The sequence below is a fragment of the Streptomyces gossypii genome (assembly GCF_025165795.1).
In the GTDB taxonomy this organism is placed as follows: domain Bacteria; phylum Actinomycetota; class Actinomycetes; order Streptomycetales; family Streptomycetaceae; genus Streptomyces; species Streptomyces gossypii.
The window spans coordinates 245,210-261,078 of the sequence record NZ_JAJAGO010000011.1 but is presented as its reverse complement, the minus strand read 5'-3'; the positions used below and the strand labels follow the sequence as shown (position 1 = coordinate 261,078).

The following is a 15,869-nucleotide window of genomic DNA, read 5'->3' as shown; positions in this document are numbered from 1 at the left end:
CCCGCCCGTCAGCACGCCACCACCGAAGGGTTCCACCTCATGAACGCGAACGCTCACACGGACGACGAGAAGAAGCCCGGTGCCGGACCAGCACCCCGGGTGCTCAGCGAGGAGGAGCTGTCCAGCCTCCTGAGCGAACAACAGTTCGGCACCCTCGCGAGCGTGCGCCGCACCGGCCACCCGCACATGTCCACCGTGCTCTACCACTGGGACCCCGAGGAGCGCCTCGTGCGCGTCTCCTCCACGGCGGACCGCCTCAAGATGCGGCAGCTCCGCAACGATCCGCATGCCGCCCTGCATGTCCAGGGCCCGGACGTCTGGTCGTTCGCCGTCGCCGAGGGCGAGGCCGAGGTGTCGGAGGAGACGGCACGCCCCGGCGACGCGGTCGGCCGGGAACTGCTGGCCCAGACACCCGGCTTCGACAGCCCGGAAGCGGAGACGGCCTTCCTCGAAGAGCTCGTGGCGGAGCGGCGCGTGGTGATCAGGATCCGGGTGACCCGCCTGTACGGAACGGCTCTGGACATCACCGGCAGCCTTTGAGGCCGTTTGTGCGCCATGCTCGGGGCATGAACGAGATCGTCCTCATGTCGGACCCGAAGGTCGCCGCCATACCCGTGGTGGACTGCGGCGAACCCCTCCTCGATGTCCGCTCCCAGGCGTCCCTCCGCGTCGACCCGCGCAAGCGCGACGACGCGGGGGCCTTCGCGCACCTGAGAGAAGGAGTGCTGACCCGGCTCCTGGAGGCGCAGGAACTGCTGCCGGACGGGCTGCGGCTGCTGTTCGTCGAAGGCCACCGCCCGCCCGCCCTGCAGCGCCGCTACTTCGAGCAGTACGAGGGCACGCTGCGCTCCGCCCGCCCCGACTGGCCGCCGGAGCAAGTACGGGAGGCCGCCAGCCGCTATGTGTCGCCGCCGGAGATCGCCCCGCACAGCGCGGGCGCCGCCGTCGACCTGACGCTCGCCGACGAGGCGGGAGCGGAACTCGACATGGGTACGCGGCTGAACGCCAGCCCCGAGGAGAGCGAGGGCGGCTGCTACACCGACGCCCCAGGCATCGGCCCGGCGGCGCGGGCCAACCGGCAGCTCCTCGCCAAGGCCCTCACCGCCGTGGGCCTGGTCAACTACCCGACCGAGTGGTGCCCCTGGTCCTACGGCGACCGCTACTGGGCGCTCAGCACCGGCGCCGGCCACGCGCTGTACGGGGCCGCGAGCGCGCCGAGGCGTGACGCGCAGCGCGTCCGCCAGGGATCACGGGACAGCCCTCAGGGCGCCGCCGTCTCGCGGAGGGCGTTCAGCAGGGTGTGGAGCGCGGGCTGGGGCGGCGCGGTTTCCCGTACGGCCGCGTGGATCGTCCGGTGCGGCTCCGGGCCGCGGACCGGCAGTACGACGACGCCGGTGCCGGTGCCATTCCGGTTGCCGGTGCCCGCGTCTCCGGCCGGACCCAGGGCGACGCGCGGCACCAGGCTGATGCCGAGTCCGGCTGCGACGAACCCCAGGGCCGTCGTGCAGTCCTCGCTCTGCACCGCGAAGTGCGGCGTGAACCCGGCGGTCGCGCAGGCGTCGAGGATGGTCTCCAGGCACGGCCCCGCAGGCCATTCGGTGGCCACCCACGGCTCGTCGGCCAGTTCGGCCAGGTCGATCACCTCCCGCGCGGCGAGCCGGTGCCCTCGGGGCAGCACAGCGCGGTAGGGATCATCGAGCAGGTGGATGAGGCGGACGCCCGGCGCGGGCCGCCCGTGCGGCCGTACCACGGTGGCCAGATCCGCCCGGCCCTGCTTCACGGCCGACAGCGGGTCCGCCGGGTCGCTCAGCCGCAGTTCGATCCGTACGCCCGGATGCGTGCGCCGCAGCCGGGCCAGAGCGGGGGCGACCAAGGTGGCGCCCGCCGTGGCGAAGTAGTGGACCGACAGCCGCCCGGTGCGCCCGGCCAGCAGGTCGGCCAGCGCCGCCTCCGCCTCGGCGACACGCTCGCCTATGCCCGCCGCGTGCTCGGTGAGCAGCCGCCCGGCCGCCGTCGGCCGCACGCCTCGGCCGACCCGCTCCAGCAGCGCCGCTCCGGCCTCCTTCTCCAGGGCTGCCACCTGCTGGCTGACGGCCGAGGGCGTGTATCCGAGGTCGGCCGCCGCCGCCGTGACCGAGCCGCTGGTGACCACCGCCCGCAGCACCTGCATCCGTCGCACATCAAGCATGCAGGAGAGCTTAACGGTGCGTGCAGGATCTTTCGCTGGTGCTGTCGCTTCGCCTGCGGCACCGTGGACGGCGGTACGGAAAGACACGCGAAGGGCGACACGGAGCAGTGATGAGCATGACGACGGCGACGCCTAGCACGGCGAGCGAGACCCCCGCCGGGCTGACGCACGGCATGGCGGACATCGAGCCCGGCCTGCGCCTCCACTACGTCACGGCGGGGGAGGGCGGACGCACCCTCGTGCTGCTGCACGGATTCCCGCAGACCTGGTGGGAGTGGCACCGCGTGATCACACCGCTGGCGGACAGCGGATTCCGGGTGATCGCCGTCGACTACCGCGGCGCCGGGCAGTCCTGGCGGCCGCCGGGCGGCTACGACAAGCGCACCATGGCCGGGGACATCCGCCGACTGCTGCGCTCCCACCTCGGTATCGAGGAACCGGTGGTGATCGCCGGGCACGACATCGGGCTGATGGTCGCCTACGCCTACGCGCAGGAGTACCGGGACGAGGTGTCCCAACTCATCGTGATGGACGCGCCGTTGCCCGGAACCGAGGTCTTCGACCGTTTGCGTACGGACCCGCGGGTCTGGCACTTCGCCTTCCACGGTGCGCGCGACGTGGCGGAGATGCTGGTCGCCGGACGCGAACGGCCGTACCTTCAGTCGTTCTTCAACGCCCGCAACTCCGACCCCTCGGCGATCAGCGCGGCAGACCTCGACGTCTACGTGTCCGCCTACTCCGCCCCCGGTGCCATGCGTGCCGGGTTCGAGGTCTACCGCGCCTTCGACCAGGACGCCGAGGACAACCGCGCCGCCCTGCGGCGGAACGGGAAGCTGACCGTGCCGGTGCTGGCTCTCGGGGGCGCCGTCAGTACGTCCGGAGCACTCATCGAGGAGATGATGCGGGAGGTCGCCGAGGACGTCACCGGCCTGATCGTCCCGGGCACCGCCCACTGGATCGCGGAGGAGAACCCGGCCGGATTCCTCGCCGCGGTCCGCGAGTTCACCGGGACGGCCGCAGGCTGACGCGCGGGCCGGGCGCTGCGGGGTTCCGCTCGGTGCGGGGTGCCGCTTGGTAAGGTCGCTCTGCGCGCAGCCGCGCGTCGCGCGCGCAGCGCGTGGTTGCCGACGGACAAGGAGGATGAGGCCATGGTTCGCCCCGAGCGCCTTCAGCATGCCCTTGTCCGGGTCACGACGCCGTGTGCTGCGTCGGAACGTCGCGGCGGTGACCCGGTCGACTGATCGAAATGATCGACCTGGAGTTCACGTGTTCTCTCCGTACAGGATCAGCGGTACCGAGCTGCTCACCGACCGTCTCGCGCTGCGCCGGTGGACCACCGAAGAGGTAGTGGCAGTCGTCGACGGCCACCGTCGCGCGCACTGGGCGGCGGACTTCCCCGCCGAGGGCGACCGCGCCATCGCGGGCTTCATCGCCGAACACCCGGAAGCGCTCGGCGAGTACGGCCATCGGCAGGTCGTCGAACGGGAGACCGGCCTGGTGGTCGGCGCCATCGGCCTGTTCTGGCCGCCCCAGGACGGCGCCCTCGAATTCGGCTACGGCATGGCGGAGTCCCGCCGTGGCCGTGGCTACGCCACCGAGGCCGCCCGCGCCATGGTGGCCTTCGCCCTGACCGCACCGGGCGTCCACACGGTGTGCGCGGGCGCGGAGTTGGCCAACCCGGCCTCCATGCGCGTACTGGAGAAGGCGGGGTTGGAGCGCTGGAGCAGCGACGGTACGACGGCCCGCTTCGGCACGCGCTCGCAGGCGCGGATACGGGCGGAGGCGGCCGAGCAGGCTGAGCCGGTTGCGCCGGTTGCGCGGGAGGAACAGCCGCCGACGTCCTGAGCGTCACGTGACCGGCGGCGGCCCTGCCGCCGTCGGCCACGTCGGCCACGTCGGTCAAGGCGAGGGCATGCCCGGTCGCTCCGGCTGTCAGCGGCCTCAACCCGTCCGCGCGTCGCTCCGGAAAGCGCGGCGGTACGCCTGCGGGCTGGTGCCGAGCACGGCCCTGAAGCGTTCGCGGAAGGCGGTCGGGGAGCCGAAGCCTGCCTGTGCGGCGATCCGTTCGACGGTGTGGTCGGTTGTCTCCAGCAGGTACTGCGCCTTCCGGACGCGCGAGCGGTAGAGCCACTGCACCGGCGTGGTGCCGGTCTGCTCGCGGAACCGCCGGTTGAGGGTGCGGGGGCTCAGCCCCGCGTGCGAGGCGATGTCCTCGACCGTCAGCTCGCGCCGCGCGTTCTCCTCCAGCCAGCGCAGCAGCGGCTCCAGCGTCGCGCCGTCGGGCGAGGGCGGCTCGTGGACGATGAACTGGGCCTGTCCGCCGTCCCGTTCCAGCGGCATCACGGAGGTGCGGGCGGTGTCGGCGGCGACGGCGGAGCCGTGGTCGCGGCGGATCATGTGCAGGCAGAGATCGAGCCCCGCGGCGGCCCCGGCCGAGGTCAGTACCTTTCCGTTGTCCACATAGAGCACGTCCGGGTCGACCTCCACCGCCGGATACGCGGCGGACAGCGCGGCGGCGGCGGCCCAGTGGGTGGTGGCCCGCAGGCCGTCCAGCAGCCCGCTCTCGGCCAGTACGAACGCGCCGACGCAGATGGACGCGATCCGGGTGCCGTCCGCCGCGGCGCGGCGCAGCGCGTCGAGCACCGCCACCGGGATGTTCTCCGGCGGATCGGTCGAGCCCGGCACGATGATGGTGTCCGCCTCGGCCAGCGCCTCCAGCCCCCAGTGGGCACGCAGGGTGAACACGCCGCAGTCGACCTCTTCGGCGGGTGCGCACACCCGCACCCGGTAGGCGCCCCGGCCGTCCGGCAGCCTGGCCCAGCCGAACACGTCGACCGGTGTGGACAGATCGAACGGAACTGCCCCGTCCAGGGCGAGTACGGCCACGTTGTGCATGGCTGCATCGTAGGCAGCCAACGGATATCCGCCAAGGCTGGACAGACCGAGAAGCCGGTCGCACGTGGTTGTCATCGCTTCACCCGGCGGGCGACTGGGCAGCTCAGCGGCCCTGTGCGAGCTGTGGCAGACCGCCTCGGTGCCTGCTGGCGAGAATCCGTTGAAGCGTGGCACCACTGCCACTCTTCGTGGGAGCGGCGAATGGCTAGCGTCGGGCTCACTCCCGCGCGGGACCACACAGGGGCCCGCCGCCCCGACCTCTGCCGAACCGAACCGCGCCGCATCGCGCCGCATCGCACCGTGAGGGAACCCGTCCGTGACCAAGTTTCTGCTGTCGGTACATGTCCTCGCGGCGATCCTCGCCATCGGCCCGGTGGCCGTCGCCGCGAGCATGTTCCCGGCCGCCGTGCGCCGGTCCCACCCGGCTGCTGGCGCTCCCGACAACGCTCCAGCCGGCGCCGCAGTCGACGGTGCCCCAGCCGAAGCCGCCGCAGCCGTCCGCACGCTGCACCGGATCTGCCGGGTGTACGCCGTCGTCGGCGTTGTCGTCCCCGTCTTCGGGCTGGCGACGGCGAGCAGCCTGGGCGTGCTGGGCGACGCCTGGCTCATCGCCTCGATCGTGCTGACCACGCTGGCCGCCGCCGTGCTGGTGGTGTTCGTGCTGCCCGGTCAGGAGGCGGCAGTCGCCGAGCTCGACGGTGAGGTCACGGCCCCCGCCGCCCCCGCGAGCGCACGCGCTGCCCGGCTGGCCATGCACACGGGTGTCTTCAACCTGCTCTGGGCGACCGTCACCGTGCTGATGATCGTCCGTCCCGGATCCACCACAGGAGCGTGACCATGCATCCCCGCCCGTCCCAACTGGCCCTGCTGCGCATCGCCGCGCACGTCGAGGTCATTTCGCTGCTCATGCTGCTGGGGAATCTCCTCACCGTGCACGCGGAGGGTGTCTCCTCCCTCACCGGACCCGTGCACGGTTGCGCGTACCTGTTCGTCGTGATCATCGCGGTACGTGAGGCGGGCGCCGTCCGGCACCCGGCCGTGCTCCGCTCGCTCGTCCCGGGTGTCGGCGGACTGCTGTCGGTGCGGCTGCTCGGCCGCCAGAACCCCGTCTCGCTGCCCGTGTGAGCCGTACTCACCCAGCGGGAAGACCCGCCCCGCGACCCGGCCGCATCCGTCCCGCCGCCGCCGCGTCGATCGGGGCGACCTCGTCGCCCGCGCCGTCGAGGCGATGACGACGGCCCGCTGACCTGGTAGCAGAGCGGAAGCACGGGGTTGCCGCCCGGCGGTCCGCCTGTACGCCCTATCGTGTGTGTATGTCCACCGCTGAACTGATCCGCATCGTCTCCCGGGCCTCGCCGATGGCCTTGGCCCAGGTAGAGCGGGTACGCGCCGAGCTGGCCGTACTGCATCCCGGTATCCGCACCGAGGTGGTGCCCGTCACCACCTCCGGCGACCGGTGGATGGGGTCGCTGTCCGCACTCGGCGGGAAGGGCGCGTTCACCAAGGAGGTGGACGCCGCACTGCTCGCGGGCGAGGCCGATCTGGCCGTGCACTGCCTGAAGGACGTCCCCGCCGACCGTCCGCTCCCCGCAGGCACGCTGTTCGCCGCCTACCTGGAGCGGGACGACATCCGGGACGCGCTCATCCACCCCGACGGGCTCACCCTCGACGAGCTGCCCGCGGGCACCCGCATCGGCACCTCCTCGGTACGCCGCATCGCGCAGCTCGCCATGTCCCACCCGGAGCTGGAGTGCGTGCCGATGCGCGGCAACGCCAACCGGCGGATGGAGAAGATGGAGGAGGGCCAGGCCGACGCGCTGCTGCTCGCCGTCTCCGGTCTGGAGCGCATCGGGCGTACGGACCGGATCTCCGAGGTGCTGTCCGTCGAGACGATGTGCCCGCCGATCGGCGCCGGGGTGCTCGGGCTCCAGTGCCGCGAGGACGACACGGCGACAATCGAGACCGTCTCCGGGCTCGGCCACCCCCAGGCCTGGCGCGAGGTCGGCGCCGAACGGATGCTGCTGCACGTACTGCAGGGGCACTGCAACTCGCCGATCGCCGGTTACGCGAAGGCCGAGCGCGACGGCCGCCTGTCGCTGCGCGCGCGCGTCTTCAGCCCCGACGGCAAGACCGTGCTCGACGCGCACGAGTGGGCCGGGCCGCTCGACCCCCCCACGCTGGGCACCTCGGTGGCCGTCGCCCTGCTGCGGCAGGGCGCGCGCGAGCTGATCGACGACATCCCGCACTGACGTGTCCGGGCGGGATCTCGCCTGCTCGGCCGGTCCGGTCGGTCCGGTCGGTCCGGCCTGTTCGGCCTGCTCGGACAGGGCCTAGTCGGTCTCTCCGCCCGCCAAGCGCTCCGCCAGCTCCGTCTTCCCGAACATCCGCGCCGTCTCCAGGGCCGAGGGCTGCCCCGCCCTCGGGTCCGCGCCCGCCTCGACAAGCGCCTCGATCACCTCGTCCTCGCCCTTGAAGACCGCACCCGCCAGCGGGGTCTGCCCCTTGTCATTGGGACGGTGCGGGTCGGCGCCGCGCTCCAGCAGCGCCCGTACGGTCGCGGTGTGGCCGTGGTAGGAGGCGAGCATGACGAGTGAGTCGCCCTTGTCGTTCGACAGGTTGGCGGGCACCCCCGCGTCCACGTAGGCGGCGACGGTGTCCGTGTCGCCGTGCCGGGCGAGATCGAAGATCTTGCCCGCGAGCTGCATCACCTCGGGGTCGTGCGCGGGTTCGTCGCTCTGCGGCTGCGGGGCGTTGGACATGCAGTCCGTCCTCTCCTCGTGCGCCGTCCGGAGGCGGCCGTCTCGGCGGTACCTCGGCGGTATGGGGCTGGCGTCGCTCAGCTTACGTACGCTTTCTCGCATGCCCGTGTCTCAGCAGCGCATTCTCCTCGGTGTGGTCACGGCTGTGCTGGCTGTCCTCATCGTCGTCGACCTGGTGCGGGGGGACATCTCCGGCGAGGGGTTGCCGCGTGCGCTGGTGTCCTGGGGCCTGACGCTGGTCGGCTGCGCGGCGCTCCACTGGCGGCGGCGCTGGCCGGTGGGTGTCGCCGTGTTCCTGATGCTGTGCAACGCTGTCTACTTCCCGCTCTCGGAACGCGACGTGCCCGTGCTGCTGGTCGCCTTCGCCTTCACGCTGTTCAAGGCGGCGGCCGACGGGCACCTGCTCGCCACCGTCGCCCTCGGTGTGTCCACCATGCTGGCCGTCACCCTCACCGAGCAGCTGGCGAGCGCGAACGGGCGCCACGTGGACGACACCTCGATCTTCCTGCTGCTCGGCTGGTTCGTGGGGGTGATCGCGGCCGGTCACGCGTACAACACCCGGCAGGCGTATCTGCGCGAAGTCGAGCAGCGGGCGCTTGCGGCGGAGCGTGAGCGTGACGTACGGGCACGGCAGTCCGCCACGGAGGAACGGCTGCGGATCGCCCGCGAGCTGCACGACGTGCTGGGCCACAACATCTCGCTGATCAACGTGCAGTCCGCCGCGGCGATGCACCGGCACGAGAAGGGCCGGACCTCGGCGGCGGAGATGGTCCCCGCGATGGAGGCGATCCGGGACACCAGCCGCGAGGCGCTGCGCGAGCTGCGTGCCACGCTGGGCGTGCTGCGGCAGGTGGACGAGACGGCGCCGACCGCTCCGGCCGACATCGGGCTGGCCGAGATCGGCGGGCTGGTGGACCGGGCGTGCGCGGCGGGAGTCGCGGTGCGTACGGTCATGGACGTACCGGAGGAGGGGCCGCCGCTGCCGCCACAGGTGGGGCTGGCGGCGTACCGGATCGTGCAGGAGTCGCTGACGAACGTCGTACGGCACGCGGAGGCGACGAGAGCGGTCGTCACGGTGCGACTCGAGGGTGAGGGCCCGGGTGCGGATGCGGATGCGGGCGAGGGTTCGGCTGAGGGCGAGGGCGAGGGCGAGGGCGGAGACGTGAGCGGCGCGAGCGTACGGTTGCGGATCGAGGACGACGGCAAGGGCATGCCCGGAGTGCTGGACGCCACCGGAAGGCACAGCCCCGCCGGTCTCGGCGGCAGCGGCCTGGGCGGTATGGCGGAGCGGGCACGCGCGCTCGGCGGCGAACTGACGGCGCAGAACATCACGGACCGCTCCGGAGGCATTTCCGGCTTCCGGGTGGAGGCACGGATTCCCGTGGGGGAGAGAAGATGATCAGGGTCGTACTGGCCGATGACCAGACACTGGTGCGGGCCGGATTCCGCTCGATCCTCGGAGACGAGGACGACATCGAGGTGGTCGGCGAGGCGGCCAACGGCGACGAGGCGGTACGGCTCGCGCGCGAACTCCGCCCGGACGTCGTGCTGATGGACATCCGGATGCCCGAGAAGGACGGGCTGGAGGCGACCGGAGAGATCGTCGGGGACCAGCGGCTGGAGGGCGTACGGGTGGTCATCCTGACCACCTTCGACATCGACGACTACGTGTACGGGGCGCTGCGCGCCGGTGCCTCGGGGTTCCTCGTCAAGGACACCGAGCCGATGGAACTGCTGCACGGCGTACGGGTCGCCGCGCGCGGTGACGCGCTGATCGCCCCGGCGGTGACACGGCGGCTGATCGCCGAGTTCGCGGGCCGGGTGAAGCGGCCCGAGCCGGGCACCCGGCTGAACGCCCTCACCGAGCGGGAGCGCGAGGTGATGGGCCTGGTGGGCGCGGGTCTCTCCAACGACGAGATCGCCCAGCGGCTGGTCCTCAGCCCTGCGACGGCCAAGACCCACGTGAGCCGCGTGATGACGAAGCTCCAAGTCCGCGACCGGGCCCAACTGGTCATCCTGGCGTACGAGTCGGGCATGATCACCCCGGGCTGGCTGGGGTAGCGGCCCTGGGCCCGGGCGCAGTCGGTACTGCTGCGAAAACTTTCGCGTCGGCGGGCGGCTCTTCTCTCCGCCGGCCGACGGTGCGAGCGTGACGGGACCGCCCCTCCCGGGGCGCCGAAGGAGACGCCGTGTCCGCAGCCGCAGCTATGCCCGATCGTTGGGGTGCGGGCGATCTGGCCCTGCACTTCCTCTCCACTGCGGACGGTCAGGTGCTGCTGAGCGGGCTTGCCCGGACGGCCGGCGGGGAGCCGACCGGCGATGCCCGTGCCGCGCTGCCACTGGTGGAGATCGCGCTCGCGGGGGAGGGGAGCTCCGGGACTTCGGGAAAACGGCACGTCGACGGGGCGCTGGGACGGCGGCTGCGGTACGTGCGGCACGCTGCCGGGCCGGAAGAACTGGTAGTGGAGCTCGCCGACCCCGAGACGGGGCTGCGCGTCGCCGCGCACTACACCCGTAGCCCGGGGCTGCCCGTCCTGCGTTCCTGGGCCGAACTGACCGCGGGCGAACATGCGGTGACCGTCGAAAGAGTCTCGTCCTTCGTCTTCGGCGGTCTCGCCGGGCTGTTGGGAGCCCCGTCGGCGTGGGAGCGGGAGCTGTACGTGTGGTCGGCCCGCAATCCGTGGAGCGGCGAGTACCGCTTCTCCGGCACGCCGCTCGGTGAACTCGGCGTCCCCGACGTGGGAATGGCCCGCTACGGGCAGACCGGGACCAAGAGCCGGGCCGCGCTCACCAGCACCGGATCCTGGCCGTCCTCCGAGTGGCTGCCCATGGGGTGGGTGGAGGGGCCCGAGTCGTTCCTCGCCTGGCAGATCGAGCACAACGGCTCCTGGCACGCGGAACTGGGCGACCGCTACGACGACGTGTACCTGCTGCTGTCCGGCCCCGCCTCCCGCGAACACCAGTGGTCCGTACGGCTGGAGCCCGGCGAATCGTTCCGAACCGTCACCGCCTCCGTCGCTCTCGCCGCCGACCGGGACGCGGCACTCGCCGCCCTCACACGGCACCGCAGGGCCGCCCGGCGGCGCTCGCACCCCGACCACGACAAGCTGCCCGTCGTCTTCAACGACTTCATGAACTGTCTGATGGGCGACCCGACGACCGAACGGCTGCTGCCGCTCGTCAGCGCCGCCGCCGAAGTGGGCGCCGAGGTGTTCTGCGTCGACGCGGGCTGGTACGACACGGAGCGCGGCGGCGACGCCGGGCCCGGTGGTGTCCCCGGCTGGTGGGACGCCGTCGGCGCCTGGGAGCCCGCCGCTTCAAGGTTCCCCGGCGGTCTCGCCGAAGTGACCGATGCCGTGAAGGCCGCCGGAATGGTCCCCGGGCTGTGGCTGGAGCCGGAGGTCGTCGGCGTCCGCAGCCCGGTCGCAGGAGAGCTCCCGGCGGAGGCGTTCTTCCGGCGGGACGGGCAGCGCGTCGTCGAATGGGGGCGCTACCAGCTCGACCTGCGGCATCCGGCTGCCGTCGCACACCTCGACTCCGTCGTGGACCGGCTGGTGGGCGAGTTCGGGCTCGGCTACCTCAAACTGGACTACAACATCGACATCGGTGCGGGGACCGACACCGACAGCGCGCCGCACGGACCAGGGCACGGGCTGCTCGGGCACAACCGCGCGTATCTCAACTGGCTCGACGGCGTGCTGGACCGGCACCCCGGCCTCACCATCGAGGGCTGTGCCGCCGGTGGCATGCGCACCGACCACGCGACCCTCGCGCATGTCTCCCTCCAGTCCCTCACGGACCAGCAGGATCCCCTGCTGCTGCCTCCCATCGCCGCAGCCGCACCCGCCGCCGTGCCGCCGGAGCAGGGGGCGATGTGGGCATACCCGCAGGCTGGTCAGAGCGCCGAGGAGACCGCGTTCTGCATGGTGACGGCCATGCTCGGACGCGTCCACCTCAGCGGGCGCCTCGACCTGCTGGACGCGCGGCAGCGCGGCCTGGTCGCCGAAGCGCTCGCTGTCTACCGGGAGTTCCGTGGCCTGCTGCCGCGGGCCGTGCCGAGCTGGCCGCTCGGGCTGCCCGGGTGGCGGGACGGCTGGCTGGCGCTTGCGCTGGAGGTGCCGGGCACGATGTTGCTTGCGCTGTGGCGGCGGGAGGGGGCGGCGGCCGAGTGCGAGTTGTCGCTGCCGCGGGGGGCGGTGGAGGTCACTCCGCTGTATCCGCTGTTCGGGGAGGGGGAGTTGGGCTGGGAGCGGGGTGGTGGTGCGTTGCGCGTCAGGCTGGGTGGGGCGGCGGCTGCGGCGCGGCTGTTGCGGATACGTACGGGGTGAGCGGGTGCCGGTGCCGGTCCGGGGGTGGTGCTTCCGGAACGGCATGATTTACGGGCCGCAGGCGGCCGCAAATCACGCTTGAGTGTTCCGGAAGCACCACCCCCTCCCCGTCCCCTCCCGTGCATCCGGGGACCGGCGCGGGCTGGGGCCTGGGAGTCGCGCGCGCGGAGGGTCACCGTCCCCTCCCGCCCAACCGAAACCGCGCGGGCTGGAGTTCCGCACCATGTTCAGTCCCGCGCGTGGAGGGTCATGGGGGTGTGAGTTGCGCTGCCCAGGTGGTGACGAGGGTGGTCAGCGCGTCTGGGTGTTCCTCGTGGAGGTAGTGGCCGCAGGTGGGCCAGAGGGCGGTGTGTGACTGGGGGTGGTGGGGGAGGGAACGGAGCCAGTGGGCTGCTGAGGGCTGGGAGCAGACCGTCAGTACGGGGCAGCGGCGGTGGGCGAGGTAGCGCCGTGCGGCTTTGCGGGAGCCGAAGGCGTCCTGGGTGAGGTACATGCCGTCCCGGCAGGCTGCCAGGATCTCCGGGTCCATGGCGGCCATCAGGCGGAGATGGCGTGTCCGCACGCCGGGCGGGGTGTGGGCGGAGAAGGCGCCGTGCAGAAAGTCCACGGCCCAGGGCGTACCCCGGGAGCGCAGGGCGCGTTGTTCGTCCGGCAGGCGGCGCATCTCCTCGGCGTCGGCGCCGTATGCGGGGTCCAGCACGACCAGCGCCGCTACGAGAGCCGGGTGTTCGACCGCGAGTGCTGTGACGATCTGGCCACCCATGGAGTGGCCGACCGCCGTGACCGGACCGGCGTGCGAGCGGCGTATGAGCGCGGCCAGGTCGGCGGCGAAGTCGCGCGGGGACCAGCCTCCCGGGCCGGGCGGCGTACGGCCGTGGCCGCGCAGCTCTGGTACGAGCACGCGGCGGCCGTGCTCCGCCCAGGCCCGGGCGTGCGGCCCCCACTCGGCGGCGTCGCCGCCCCAGCCGTGTACGAGCAGCAGCGCCGGGCCCTCGTCGGGGCCGTAGACCGCAGCGATCTCCCCCGCGGCAGGGGGCGGATCAGGGAGCGGCATCCCTTACGCGACCCGGTGCAGGTCGGGTGCGTGTACGCGATGTGCCAGCGGCTGTCCGGCGCTCAGCCGCTCCAGCTCCTGGACGACGCTCAGGCCCAGCCGGTGCAGTTCGTTGCCGTGGGAACCGGCGATGTGCGGGGTGAGGACGACGTTGGGCAGCTCGAAGAGGGGGGAGTCCGCGGGCAGCGGCTCCGGCTCCGTCACGTCCAGGACGGCGGTGAGGCGGCCGGTGAGCAGCTCGCGGGTGAGTGCCGGGGTGTCCACCAGGGCGCCGCGCGCGGTGTTGATCAGGACGGTGCCGTCCCGCATGAGGGCGAGGCGTTCCGCGTTCAGCATCCGCAGGGTCTCGGGCGTTTCCGGTGCGTGCACGCTGACCGTGTCGCAGGTGCCCAGCAGTTCCTCGAGTCCGGTGCGGCGGGCGCCGAGCCGGGCGGCCGTCGCGTCGTCGGTGTAGGGGTCGCACAGCACGGCCTCCACGTCGAACGGGCGCAGCAGTTCCAGTACCCGGCGGCCGATGCGGGAGGCGCCGATGACGCCGACCCGGCGGCCTCGGTTGCCGATGCCGCCGTGGATGAGGCCGAGGGTGAAGTGCCGTTCGGCGCCGTAGCGTTCGCGCAGCGCGAAGGTGTCCTTGCCCGCGAGCAGGATCATGGCGAGCGTGTACTCGGCGACGGGTACCGCGTTGGCGTCGGCCGCCGAGGAAATGGCGAGGCCGCGTTCCCAGCAGGCCGGGCTGACCAGGCCCTTGACCGAGCCTCCGGTGTGCAGCACGGCTCTGAGCCGGGGTGCCGTCTCCAGCACCGAGGCGTCCAGCGGCGGGCAGCCCCAGCCGGTGATGAGCACGCTGGCGGCGGACAGCGCCTCGCGCGAGCGGGGTGTGTCGAAGTTGTCGGCGACGGCCGTCGGGTCGGCGTCGGCGGAGGCGTCCAGCCGGGCACGCACGTCGGGAGGGAAGAGCCGGGGCAGATGCTCGGGGCTCATCGCGAACAGGGCCGTGGGACGGCGTCGTTCGGGCACGGATTGCCTCTCTTGCTGGGCCTGGGGGTGTGGTCACAGGTCGCGCAGGGCGAACCAGTCGAAGTCCGCCGGGGCGAGGCCGCCGTCGAGGTCCTGCGTGCAGACGCCTACGTGTGCGCCGGTGAAGCGCAGTGCGGTGCCGTAGTCGTCGGACAGCCGGGTTGCGTCCAGTACGGGGCCCACGTTCACCCAGCTGTTCCCGTCGGGTGAGGCGGCGAAGCGCAGCTCCGTTCCCTCGAAACGGGCGCGCAGGCGCAGCAGCGGCCAGTCGTCGACGGGCAGTTCGCTCTGGGGCAGCTCACCGTGGGTGCCGTCGTCGGCGTAGACGATGCCCAGTGTCCGGCCGCGGTCCTCGCTGTGGGTGGCGCGCAGGTAGTAGTACGTGCCGGTGTCGTACCAGCAGATCAGCCCGGCCATCTGGGAGAACCGGGAGGGACGGAAGTCCAGTGCCGTGTCCGCTTCGCAGTGTGTGGAGCGCAGCGGGCGGGCGATGAGGCTCTGGTCGAAGAGTGAGCGCGGGCTCTGCCGTCCGCGTAGCCGCAGCCAGCCGGGGCGTTCGGTGAGGCTGAGCCAGTCCGGGGTGGCGGGGCTGCGCAGGGTGCTCCACGCGGTGTCCAGTTGCGGGGCGTCGAAGTGGTCGACGGCCTGCGGTACGCGCGGGGGGCCGGTGGCCTCCGGGGCGGGTGCGGGGAGTTCGGTCAGGGGCCTTGTGGTGCCGTGTGCGAGGCGCGGCCAGCCGTCCGCATCCCAGGTCAGCTGCTGGAGGCAGGTCTCCCGGCCCAGTACGCAGCGGGGGCCCTCGGGCGTGTGCACCGGCCGGGAGGCCAGGTGGGCGAGGTACCACTGGCCGTCGGGGGTGCGGACCAGCTCCCCGTGGCCCGCCTTCTGGAGCGGTTCGCCGGGAGCGTCGCGGGTGGTGAGCAGCGACCCTGCCGGGTCGAGTGTGTACGGGCCGGTGAGCGAGCGGGAGCGGGCCGTGCGGATGCCGTGGTTCCAGCCGGTGCCGCCTTCGGCCAGCAGCAGGTAGTACCAGCCGTCGCGTTGGTAGAGGTTGGGGCCCTCGATCAGTTCCCCGTCGTCATGGCGGAGGATGTTGACGGGTTCGCCGGTCAGCGCCCCCTTCCCGGCGTCGTACTCCTGGAGCAGGATGCCGTCGAAGCTGGGCCGGTCCGCCCGGTGGTCCCAGCGCACGTTCAGCAGCCAGCTGCGTCCGTCGGCGTCGTGGAAGAGGGAGGGGTCGATGCCGGAGGAGTTGAGATAGACGGGTTCCGACCAGGGGCCGAGCACCTCGGGGGCGGTGGTGAGGTAGTTGTCGATGTCCTTGTAGGGGCCTCCGGTGGTGCGCACCACGCTGTACGCCAGCCAGAACAGTCCGTCGTGCCAGGACAGCGAGGGTGCCCACACGCCACCCGAGTCGGGTACGCCGCGCAGGTCGAGCAGGTCCGGGCGGTCCAGGATGTGGCCGGTCAACTCCCAGTGCACCAGGTCCGCGGAGCGGTGCACTGGGACGCCCGGGTACCACTCGAAGGTGGAGGTGACGAGGTAGTACCAGCCGTCCGCGTAGACGATGCTCGGATCGGGGTGGAAGCCGGGCAGGACGGGATTGTGTATCGAGCGGGATAGCAAGT

At 72.3% G+C, this 15,869-nt stretch carries 15 protein-coding genes and 1 pseudogene; 10 read left to right on the top strand and 6 right to left on the bottom strand.

Features of this window, described 5'->3' with window-relative positions:
• The first annotated feature begins 39 nt into the window (after nucleotides 1–39).
• On the top strand, nucleotides 40–540 hold the full coding sequence (locus tag LHJ74_RS23725) for a TIGR03618 family F420-dependent PPOX class oxidoreductase (RefSeq protein ID WP_260220199.1): 501 nt from the start codon (nucleotides 40–42) through the stop codon (nucleotides 538–540).
• Between the two features lie 26 nt (nucleotides 541–566).
• Nucleotides 567–1,205, top strand: a pseudogene (locus LHJ74_RS23720) (M15 family metallopeptidase); the annotation flags it as partial.
• 56 nt (nucleotides 1,206–1,261) lie between these two features.
• Here LHJ74_RS23720 and LHJ74_RS23715 read toward each other — a convergent pair.
• Nucleotides 1,262–2,188 carry a LysR family transcriptional regulator gene (locus tag LHJ74_RS23715; RefSeq protein WP_260220198.1) on the bottom strand — a complete coding sequence of 309 codons (927 nt, stop codon included), beginning with the start codon at nucleotides 2,186–2,188 and terminating at the stop codon, nucleotides 1,262–1,264.
• Between the two features lie 110 nt (nucleotides 2,189–2,298).
• Here LHJ74_RS23715 and LHJ74_RS23710 point away from each other — a divergent pair, with 110 nt between their 5' ends.
• Nucleotides 2,299–3,213 (top strand): alpha/beta fold hydrolase, encoded by a 915-nt coding sequence (locus tag LHJ74_RS23710; RefSeq protein WP_260220197.1) that lies wholly within the window; start codon nucleotides 2,299–2,301, stop codon nucleotides 3,211–3,213.
• Nucleotides 3,214–3,454: 241 nt separating this feature from the next.
• On the top strand, nucleotides 3,455–4,033 hold the full coding sequence (locus LHJ74_RS23705; protein ID WP_260220196.1) for a GNAT family N-acetyltransferase: 579 nt from the start codon (nucleotides 3,455–3,457) through the stop codon (nucleotides 4,031–4,033).
• 96 nt (nucleotides 4,034–4,129) lie between these two features.
• On the opposite strand, the gene LHJ74_RS23700 is transcribed toward LHJ74_RS23705, so the two are convergent.
• A complete protein-coding gene (locus LHJ74_RS23700) occupies nucleotides 4,130–5,083 on the bottom strand; it encodes a GlxA family transcriptional regulator (protein ID WP_260220195.1) in 954 nt (317 codons plus the stop codon).
• Between the two features lie 316 nt (nucleotides 5,084–5,399).
• On the opposite strand from LHJ74_RS23700, the gene LHJ74_RS23695 reads away from it, so the two are divergent.
• From LHJ74_RS23695 to hemC, 3 genes are all read left to right on the top strand, one after another.
• Complete coding sequence (locus LHJ74_RS23695) at nucleotides 5,400–5,918, top strand: hypothetical protein (protein ID WP_260220194.1); 519 nt, start codon at nucleotides 5,400–5,402, stop codon at nucleotides 5,916–5,918.
• Nucleotides 5,919–5,920: 2 nt separating this feature from the next.
• The gene (locus LHJ74_RS23690; RefSeq protein WP_260220193.1) at nucleotides 5,921–6,208 is read left to right on the top strand and encodes a DUF3817 domain-containing protein; all 288 of its coding nucleotides are present in this window, start codon (nucleotides 5,921–5,923) and stop codon (nucleotides 6,206–6,208) included.
• Nucleotides 6,209–6,396: 188 nt separating this feature from the next.
• Complete coding sequence (hemC, locus tag LHJ74_RS23685; RefSeq protein WP_260220192.1) at nucleotides 6,397–7,332, top strand: hydroxymethylbilane synthase; 936 nt, start codon at nucleotides 6,397–6,399, stop codon at nucleotides 7,330–7,332.
• 81 nt (nucleotides 7,333–7,413) lie between these two features.
• Here the strand turns inward: hemC and LHJ74_RS23680 are convergent, their stop codons facing one another.
• Nucleotides 7,414–7,842 carry an ankyrin repeat domain-containing protein gene (locus tag LHJ74_RS23680; protein WP_260220191.1) on the bottom strand — a complete coding sequence of 143 codons (429 nt, stop codon included), beginning with the start codon at nucleotides 7,840–7,842 and terminating at the stop codon, nucleotides 7,414–7,416.
• 100 nt (nucleotides 7,843–7,942) lie between these two features.
• Between LHJ74_RS23680 and LHJ74_RS23675 the strand changes: the two genes are divergently transcribed.
• The 3 genes from LHJ74_RS23675 to LHJ74_RS23665 all read left to right on the top strand — a co-directional run bounded on the left by LHJ74_RS23675 (nucleotide 7,943) and on the right by LHJ74_RS23665 (nucleotide 12,170).
• A complete protein-coding gene (locus LHJ74_RS23675) occupies nucleotides 7,943–9,241 on the top strand; it encodes a sensor histidine kinase (RefSeq protein ID WP_260220189.1) in 1,299 nt (432 codons plus the stop codon).
• Complete coding sequence (locus LHJ74_RS23670) at nucleotides 9,238–9,903, top strand: response regulator (RefSeq protein WP_260220188.1); 666 nt, start codon at nucleotides 9,238–9,240, stop codon at nucleotides 9,901–9,903. Before LHJ74_RS23675 ends, LHJ74_RS23670 begins: the two co-directional genes overlap by 4 nt.
• 128 nt (nucleotides 9,904–10,031) lie before the next feature.
• A complete protein-coding gene (locus tag LHJ74_RS23665; protein ID WP_260220187.1) occupies nucleotides 10,032–12,170 on the top strand; it encodes an alpha-galactosidase in 2,139 nt (712 codons plus the stop codon).
• 247 nt (nucleotides 12,171–12,417) lie between these two features.
• On the opposite strand, the gene LHJ74_RS23660 is transcribed toward LHJ74_RS23665, so the two are convergent.
• Genes LHJ74_RS23660 through LHJ74_RS23650 form a run of 3 tightly spaced genes read right to left on the bottom strand, consistent with a single transcriptional unit; the run spans nucleotide 12,418 to nucleotide 15,867 of the window.
• On the bottom strand, nucleotides 12,418–13,224 hold the full coding sequence (locus LHJ74_RS23660; RefSeq protein WP_260220186.1) for an alpha/beta fold hydrolase: 807 nt from the start codon (nucleotides 13,222–13,224) through the stop codon (nucleotides 12,418–12,420).
• 3 nt (nucleotides 13,225–13,227) lie between these two features.
• Nucleotides 13,228–14,241: a hydroxyacid dehydrogenase gene (locus LHJ74_RS23655; RefSeq protein WP_260220185.1), complete on the bottom strand. Its 1,014-nt coding sequence runs from the start codon at nucleotides 14,239–14,241 to the stop codon at nucleotides 13,228–13,230.
• A gap of 33 nt (nucleotides 14,242–14,274) precedes the next feature.
• A complete protein-coding gene (locus LHJ74_RS23650; protein WP_260220184.1) occupies nucleotides 14,275–15,867 on the bottom strand; it encodes a glycoside hydrolase family 43 protein in 1,593 nt (530 codons plus the stop codon).
• Nucleotides 15,868–15,869: the final 2 nt, after the last annotated feature.

Bases quoted from the DNA above. Each gene is read 5' to 3' on its own strand.
- LHJ74_RS23725 (WP_260220199.1), top strand. From the start codon at position 40: ATGAACGCGAACGCTCACACGGACGACGAGAAGAAGCCCGGTGCCGGA.
- LHJ74_RS23715 (WP_260220198.1), bottom strand. From the start codon at position 2,188: ATGCTTGATGTGCGACGGATGCAGGTGCTGCGGGCGGTGGTCACCAGC.
- LHJ74_RS23710 (WP_260220197.1), top strand. From the start codon at position 2,299: ATGAGCATGACGACGGCGACGCCTAGCACGGCGAGCGAGACCCCCGCC.
- LHJ74_RS23700 (WP_260220195.1), bottom strand. From the start codon at position 5,083: ATGCACAACGTGGCCGTACTCGCCCTGGACGGGGCAGTTCCGTTCGAT.
- LHJ74_RS23690 (WP_260220193.1), top strand. From the start codon at position 5,921: ATGCATCCCCGCCCGTCCCAACTGGCCCTGCTGCGCATCGCCGCGCAC.
- hemC (WP_260220192.1), top strand. From the start codon at position 6,397: ATGTCCACCGCTGAACTGATCCGCATCGTCTCCCGGGCCTCGCCGATG.
- LHJ74_RS23680 (WP_260220191.1), bottom strand. From the start codon at position 7,842: ATGTCCAACGCCCCGCAGCCGCAGAGCGACGAACCCGCGCACGACCCC.
- LHJ74_RS23675 (WP_260220189.1), top strand. From the start codon at position 7,943: ATGCCCGTGTCTCAGCAGCGCATTCTCCTCGGTGTGGTCACGGCTGTG.
- LHJ74_RS23670 (WP_260220188.1), top strand. From the start codon at position 9,238: ATGATCAGGGTCGTACTGGCCGATGACCAGACACTGGTGCGGGCCGGA.
- LHJ74_RS23660 (WP_260220186.1), bottom strand. From the start codon at position 13,224: ATGCCGCTCCCTGATCCGCCCCCTGCCGCGGGGGAGATCGCTGCGGTC.